This is a genomic window from Mycobacterium sp. NPDC003449, from assembly GCF_053588415.1.
Window position 1 is genome coordinate 1 of sequence record NZ_JBSFPX010000295.1, and the last position, 5,949, is coordinate 5,949.

The window sequence follows — 5,949 nt, forward strand, 5'->3', positions numbered from 1 at the left end:
GTGTCGAACCCGATCCAGCCGTCACCGCGCCGCCCGACCCGGGCGAGCGCGGCCGGGCTTGACCCGCCGAGAAAGATCCGCGGCCCACCGGGTTGGATCGGTCGAAGATCAACCCTGGACCGCGGAACGGAGATGAACGGGCTCTGGTACTCGACCGGGTTCGTGGTCCACCAGGTCTGCAGAAACGAAAGAATGTCGTCGAGTCGTTGCCCGCGCGAGGACCATGACAGGCCCAGCGCGTCGTACTCGTCGCGCATCCATCCGAGCCCGAATCCGGCGTCGAGCCTGCCGTCGCTGAGAACGTCCAGCGTGGTCAACGTGCGGGCCAGATGAATCGGTTGATGCAGCGGCGCGTTCAAGGTGCCGAAATTGAACCGTATCCGGGTGGTGACGGCCGCAGCGGCGGCGATGACCGAAAACGGATCGCCGAAGGCGCTCAGCGTGTCCAGGTACATCTCCCAATAGGCGTCGTTGCCCCCGGGAGGATAGCTGTGGATCTTCAGCGGGGTAAGCAGACGATCTCCGGCACACAGTGAGTCATAGCCGAACTCTTCGATGCGAGTCACGAAGCGGCGTAGCTCTGCCGCGCTGCCCATGGCCGATCCGTACTGCGGCAGACCCATTCCAATTCTCACCGGTTCAACGCTCGCTTCCATCGTTGGTCGGCATTCCGAGCAGGGCTTTGCCGAAGATTTCATTGCTGACAACGGGATTCAGCGCCGCGTGCCGCACCCCGGTGTTGATGTCGCGAAACATCCGCTGCAACGGGTTGGTGTCCGCCAGTCCGCCGGCGCCGTGGACGGTCATCAAGCCGTTGGCCGCGGCGAGGATCTGCTCACCGGCGAGCGTGGTTTCGGCCGCGGACTGTGCCAGGTAGCACCCGTCCAGGGGTCGCGCCTCGATCGCGTGACGCATCAGTGTGTCGGCGACCGCGTGGGCGTGCAGGCTCGCGGTCTGCAGCTTGAGCGCGGCGTCGGCCACCTGCAGCTGCACGCCGACCGATTCGCGTTGGGTGCGATAAGCGGTATGCGCCAGACCCTTGACCGCTGTCGCGTCGATCACGTGTGTGAGCGCGGCTCTGGCGACACCCAGCAACGGCCCCACTACCCCCAGCCGGCCTACGGCCTGCATCGGCAGCCGATACAGCGGCCCCAGGCTCGACGGTGCCTCCTCGGTGAGCGAGGACCACGGGATGACTCGGTGCTCGGGGACGAAGACGTCCGCCGCGACGAGGGTATTGCTGCCCGTGCCGCGGAGACCGGCCGTGTACCAGGTGTCCTCGATCTCGACGTCGGTGATCGGCATGAGAACAAACGCCAAATCAGGCGGCCGGCTCTCCTGACCCACGATGCCGGCAGCGACGATGGCCCACTGGGCGTGCGGTGACCCTGATGCGTAGCTCCACCGTCCCGTGACGACGACACCACCGTCGACCGGCCGGCCGGCCCCGGCGGCGGCCCCACCGCCGGCGAGCCGGGCGTCCGGGTCGGCACCGAACACCTCGTCCATCGCCTGCGACGGCGCATGCGCGGTGCACCAGTCCCCCATTGCGGCGATGGCAACCAGCCATGCCGCTGAACCGTCGGCTTCACCGAGTATCTCCAGGATCTCCAGGAAGGTGCCGAGGTCGAGTTCGTATCCGCCGTACCGGCGTGGCTTGGACAGCCGGAACATCCCCGCGGCCGTGAGCGCGTCGACGACCTCGTCGGCCGTCCGCCGGTGAGTGTCACCGTAGCCGGCGAACTCACGGAGGCGGTCATGGAGGCCGCGCGCCGCGTTCAGCAGGTCGTCTCTGGCCGGAATGGTTTCAGCAGTTGTTGTCAATGCACGTCTTTCGATTTCGTGGTGCGCTCGGTTCGGGCTGGTTGCTGGAACGCTCAGCCGCAGTTAACTTTTGGTGTCCAGATCCAATTCTGCCGGGTGTAGAGCGGCCGCAGACCTGTCCGCAGCAGGTTGTTCAGAGAGTGGTTGACCTCACCGCCGCCGGGTTTGGCGGTCTCCGCGACGAGCCAGCGGCATCCGGTCCTGGCAGCCTCCTTGGCGCGGGCGGCGATGAGTGCGGAATGCAGACCCCGGGTTCGGTACCCGTCCAGCGTCGCGCCGGCATTCAGAGCACCGATCTCGCCATGAACGAAAAGATTGGCCGCTGCCACGATCTCACCGCCCTCCCACGCCGCGAACGGCCGAAACGCCGGGTTGCCCGTACAGGCCACCATCATCTCGGCAAGCCCCGCGGTGGGCATACCGAATCCGCGTAGTGTCGCCGACGCCCACTCGTCGACGTCAGCGGGTTCGACTGGCCCGACGTCGACGCCGGCCGGTGCTGCCGGTTCGACCTCCTCGACCGGGCAGGCCAGCTTGATCCATTCGGAGTCGAAGCTGATGCCGAACTCCGCGCAGATCTCCGGCCATGCGTCGGGCAGCGCGGCTGGAGCGATCTGCAACACCGCGCCCGCGCTGCGCTCAGCCCGGTAGAAGTCGGTCACGCGCCTGACGAGATCGGCGGTGACCGGCTCGGCGAAACCGAAGCCCAGAGCCTTGTTCCAATAACCGACCGGGTCGTTGCGCATCGCCAGTGCCACGCCACCACCGATCCGTACTGTCGCGATACCCAGTGCGGATTTCGTCGGTGGTGGCGCCAGCGTCTCGTACTGATACATGACCTCGGCCTCGGCGCCTTCAGCCAGTGCGGTCAATGTCATGTCGGCCATGAAGTCCTCCTGCAGTGTGAAGTTCGATGCGGCGCAAGATTCGGTCAACATGCGGTCGCGTACATCGACGAGCGCGGGCATGCGTAGCGCGTCTGCTAGTGAGAACGCCGGGCCGGCCGCCAGCGTTCGCCGGACAGACTCGGCGAACGAATCGAGGCTCCCGTGCGTTTGTGGTGGGAAACCACCGAAGGAGGCATGGCGCGATGAATGAGGCGTCGAACGTCCGCAGAACCGTCGCCGTGACCGGTGCCGCGTCCGGCATCGGTGCAGCCGTTGCGGGTAGGTTCGCGGCGCAGGGCTGGCGGGTGGCGCTGCTCGACCGAGACGACGCGGTGCACAGGGTCGGCGCCGAACTGGGCGGCGGGCACGCCTCGTACCTGGTCGACGTGTCTTCGGAGGCGTCGGTCTGCGAAGGCGCGGGACGCATCGGCTCGGAGCTCGGGCCCGTCGACGCGCTGGTGAACAACGTCGCGATCGCCTTGCTCGGGCCTGCGGCGGAGTACCCCACCAGCGACTGGGACGAAACGATGGCCACCAATCTGCGCGGAGTGTTCCTGTGCGCCAGGATATTCGGATCCGACATGGTCGGTCGCGGCCGGGGCCGGATTGTCAACATCGCCTCGCAGAACGCCATTCAGGGCGTGGCCGGGCACGTCGCGTACTCCGCGGCGAAGGCCGGAATCCTCGGCATGTCTCAGGTCCTGGCCGCCGAGTGGGGCCCGCACGGTGTCACGGTGAACTGCGTTTCCCCGACGTTGGTCGACACGGCGATGTCACGGGCAACATGGTCGGACGAGGCCAGGGCGCAGGTCATCGAGAAGATTCCGACCCGGCGCCTGGCCACCGTCGAGGATGTGGCCTCCACGGTGCTCTACCTCTGCGGCGACGCCGCCGCCATGGTCAACGGGCATAACCTCGTCGTCGACGGCGGGTCGAGCGTCATCTTTTAGGAGTCTGGGCGCGCAGGACTGGTCAGCCAGTGAGGTGAGCGTGCGCCCATTCCGCGGCGGTGGTGGTGTCGATTCCGTGAATCACGTTGTAGGACCGCTCCTTCGGCCACGCGACGCCCCGCCCCGGCGCGAATACGGCGTGATACTTCTTCATCGAGTCGGCCGGGTGCCGCCGGAGTTCGTCGAGCAGGTAGGCCAGCGTCCATTCGTTGCGCGTGACGGCTGTGCCACGTACTTCGTCGACGATGTCGGCAAGTCGGCTGAAGTTGATGGTGTCTCCGGCGACGAAGACGACCTGATTTGCGATGCGGGGCTGGGCGTGGACGATCTCGGCGGTCAGGGCTCCGATGTCCTCGGGTGTGGTGAGGGTGACTTCGTTGTCCCAGCTGCCCAGCGCGTTGACGGTGCCGGATTCGAGGTCCACCACTCCGAAACCGGGTTCGAATACGAAGCTGGTGAACATGCCGGTCGACACGATGACCCAGTCCGTCGCGTCCTGGCCGCGCAGAAGGTCGCGCACGTCGAGTTGTTCGTCGAACAGATCCTGCGGGCTGTGCCGACCGATCACGTCGTAATCCATGCCGAACTGCCACGGGAAGAAGCGCGGCACCCGGCCCGCGAGTGCGGCTTTCGCCAGTTTGAGCTGAGTGCCCGGTCCTGCGGTCATGCCGATGCAGCTGATGACGGTGTGGTAGCGGCTCATGATCGCGGCCAACTCGGGCACCGAGGCTTCGGTGACATCGGCCTCGATGAGGGTGATGTCCTTGGCAGCCATCTCGTCGGCTCGCCGCCGGGCCTGGTCGGTGGTGGACCGCCTGACCATGAGTGCCAACGTGCGCAGATCAGGGTCGCGGTCGGTACGCCGGGACAGCGCGTCGAGCACATTCGAGCCGAGTTCACCGGCGCCGATGACGAGGACGCCTTCGGGGGTGGCTGCGGATTGCGACTGAGTGGTCATCGACATGCCCTTCGGTTCACCGACCTGCCCGGGTGATCGCGTGCCGCCGGCGCCGGGCAGCTGCGACGGTCAACCAGATGGCCGACACCAGGAAGTAGAACGCGCCGAATGCAGCATACGGTGCGATATCGGCAACGCTGGGCGTCTCGGGTGCACCGGCTTGTTTCAGGAACATCGCGCCGGCGGCCGCGGACTGTGCGCCGCTGACGATCATCACCCATTGGGCCCCGGCGCCTTTCCAGCGACGTACCGCGGTCGCCAACTGCAGCAGCCCCGACAGCGCCGCCCACACCCCGAAGACACCGAGAACCGCGTTCATGCTCGCGGCCAGCGCGAAAGCCACCGCAACTGTGGTCAGGCTGCTGACAACCAGGTTGAACGTCTGGGTGGGGTTGTGCCGCAGGCCACCGTTGCGTCGCGCGTCGATCATGTTGGCCAGCGCGTCCCATGCCGGATAGATCAGCAGCAGCACACCCGCGACCATCGGCGCCATCGGCCCGACGGTCAGGGCGGCGGCCACCCACACCAGCGAAATCACCCCTCGCAGTGTGTAATAGGACCTCAACCACCGGTCGGTATCGGTGGATACGGACGCCTCGAGCGTGCGGTCTGACATGTTCTCTCCTTGATCGACAGACAAACTGATCTCCCGGCCGCTGCACGGCACAAGTGGGTGCCCCTGAACCTCACCCGAGTGAGGTTGGTAACCGATGCACGACTCCCAGCACCCGGCGGGGAGCGGTGACCACATAGGTCAACCTACCTTCTAATAGGTAGATTCGCAAACGACCTTGCGCCCAGTTACATTGCCCTGCAGCAGCAGTGCGAGACGACCGCAAGATTTCGCAGCTTTTTCACGCAGCAGTCAGCCGCGGGCGGCAAACGCCATGCACCACTACCCGACCGACCGATGATATCATCGATATCGAGTGATCGATATCGCCGATAACCCCCTTGGCGCCGGCCGACCGCGATCCGATCACCCAGCGGCTGCGTCTGACAAAATCGCAGCGAAATACTGTGGCGGGCAACGACGCCAGCCCAGCCACGAACGCATCAACGGTGCTTCGCGTTACTTCAGTCGAGTCGACAAGAGGATGTTGAACGTGCATTTCTACAGAGTTCCGGCGTTGTTCGGGCAGACGGCACTGATGATGTTGGCGGCCCCGGCCATGCTGATGCCATCGGCATCTGCCGCGCCCTGCCCCGATGTCGAGGTGATCTTCGCGCGGGGAACCAACGAATCGCCCGGCACCGGCCCGACCGGCCAAGCGTTTGTCGACGCGCTGCGCCCGCAGATCGGTCGTCAATCACTGGCCGTGTACCCGGT

7 protein-coding genes are annotated in these 5,949 nt (G+C 65.9%); 2 read left to right on the plus strand and 5 right to left on the minus strand.

What is annotated here, in order from left to right:
- From ACWDTP_RS36835 to ACWDTP_RS36845, 3 genes are all read right to left on the minus strand, one after another.
- A partial coding sequence (locus tag ACWDTP_RS36835) for an LLM class flavin-dependent oxidoreductase (RefSeq protein WP_450028155.1) occupies positions 1 to 635 on the minus strand: 635 nt, incomplete at its 3' end.
- Between the two features lie 4 nt (positions 636 to 639).
- Positions 640 to 1,824: an acyl-CoA dehydrogenase family protein gene (locus ACWDTP_RS36840; protein WP_450028156.1), complete on the minus strand. Its 1,185-nt coding sequence runs from the start codon at positions 1,822 to 1,824 to the stop codon at positions 640 to 642.
- A 53-nt stretch (positions 1,825 to 1,877) separates the two neighbouring features.
- A complete protein-coding gene (locus ACWDTP_RS36845; protein WP_450028157.1) occupies positions 1,878 to 2,711 on the minus strand; it encodes a GNAT family N-acetyltransferase in 834 nt (277 codons plus the stop codon).
- Between the two features lie 203 nt (positions 2,712 to 2,914).
- Between ACWDTP_RS36845 and ACWDTP_RS36850 the strand changes: the two genes are divergently transcribed.
- On the plus strand, positions 2,915 to 3,661 hold the full coding sequence (locus tag ACWDTP_RS36850) for an SDR family oxidoreductase (RefSeq protein ID WP_450028158.1): 747 nt from the start codon (positions 2,915 to 2,917) through the stop codon (positions 3,659 to 3,661).
- A gap of 22 nt (positions 3,662 to 3,683) precedes the next feature.
- Here the strand turns inward: ACWDTP_RS36850 and ACWDTP_RS36855 are convergent, their stop codons facing one another.
- Complete coding sequence (locus ACWDTP_RS36855; protein WP_450028159.1) at positions 3,684 to 4,619, minus strand: aromatic alcohol reductase; 936 nt, start codon at positions 4,617 to 4,619, stop codon at positions 3,684 to 3,686.
- A 16-nt stretch (positions 4,620 to 4,635) separates the two neighbouring features.
- The gene (locus ACWDTP_RS36860) at positions 4,636 to 5,235 is read right to left on the minus strand and encodes a DUF308 domain-containing protein (protein ID WP_450028160.1); all 600 of its coding nucleotides are present in this window, start codon (positions 5,233 to 5,235) and stop codon (positions 4,636 to 4,638) included.
- 313 nt (positions 5,236 to 5,548) lie between these two features.
- On the opposite strand from ACWDTP_RS36860, the gene ACWDTP_RS36865 reads away from it, so the two are divergent.
- Positions 5,549 to 5,949: cutinase family protein (locus ACWDTP_RS36865; RefSeq protein ID WP_450028161.1), on the plus strand; the 401-nt coding region annotated here is incomplete at its 3' end.

Coding starts and splice junctions, on each gene's coding strand:
- ACWDTP_RS36860 (WP_450028160.1), bottom strand. CDS start 5,235: ATGTCAGACCGCACGCTCGAGGCGTCCGTATCCACCGATACCGACCGG.
- ACWDTP_RS36855 (WP_450028159.1), bottom strand. CDS start 4,619: ATGACCACTCAGTCGCAATCCGCAGCCACCCCCGAAGGCGTCCTCGTC.
- ACWDTP_RS36845 (WP_450028157.1), bottom strand. CDS start 2,711: ATGGCCGACATGACATTGACCGCACTGGCTGAAGGCGCCGAGGCCGAG.
- ACWDTP_RS36850 (WP_450028158.1), top strand. CDS start 2,915: ATGAATGAGGCGTCGAACGTCCGCAGAACCGTCGCCGTGACCGGTGCC.